We start from the raw sequence: 536 nt of genomic DNA on the forward strand, positions 1-536 counted from the left end.
GGCGTTGGTTTACGCCTCCTCGCCCTCGGCCTCACCCTCGGCCGGGGCCTCTGCCTGGGCGCCGACGACCTGCAGCACGACGGTGTCCTCCTCCACGGCCAGGGTGGTGCCGGCCGGCAGGGTGATGTCCTTGGCCAGGATGGAGTGACCGGCGTCCAGGCCCGCGATGGAGACGGTGACCGACTCCGGGATGTGGGTGGCCTCGGTCTCCACCGGCAGCGCGTTCAGCAGGTGCTCCAGCAGGTTGCCGCCGGGGGCCAGCTCACCCTCGGTCTGAACCCGCACCTCGACGGTGACCTTCTCGCCGCGCTTCACCAGGAGCAGGTCCACGTGCTTGAGGAAGCCCTTGATGGCGTCACGCTGGATCGCCTTGGGGATGACGAGCTCCTTCTTGCCCTCGATGTCGAGGCCGAGCAGCACGTTCGGGGTCTTGAGCGCGAGCATCAGGTCGTGGCCCGGCAGGTTGACGTGGACCGGCTCGGCGCCGTGGCCGTACACCACACCCGGGACCAGGCCCTCGCGGCGGTCACGGCGGG

1 protein-coding gene is annotated in these 536 nt (G+C 70.3%); it reads right to left on the reverse strand.

The window, feature by feature from the left end:
• Positions 1-9: 9 nt before the first annotated feature.
• The coding region (locus CCN51_RS48880) for a 50S ribosomal protein L25/general stress protein Ctc (protein ID WP_107426296.1) at positions 10-536 on the reverse strand (527 nt) is incomplete at its 5' end.

The organism is Streptomyces milbemycinicus (assembly GCF_002154605.1).
In the GTDB taxonomy this organism is placed as follows: Bacteria; Actinomycetota; Actinomycetes; order Streptomycetales; family Streptomycetaceae; genus Streptomyces; species Streptomyces milbemycinicus.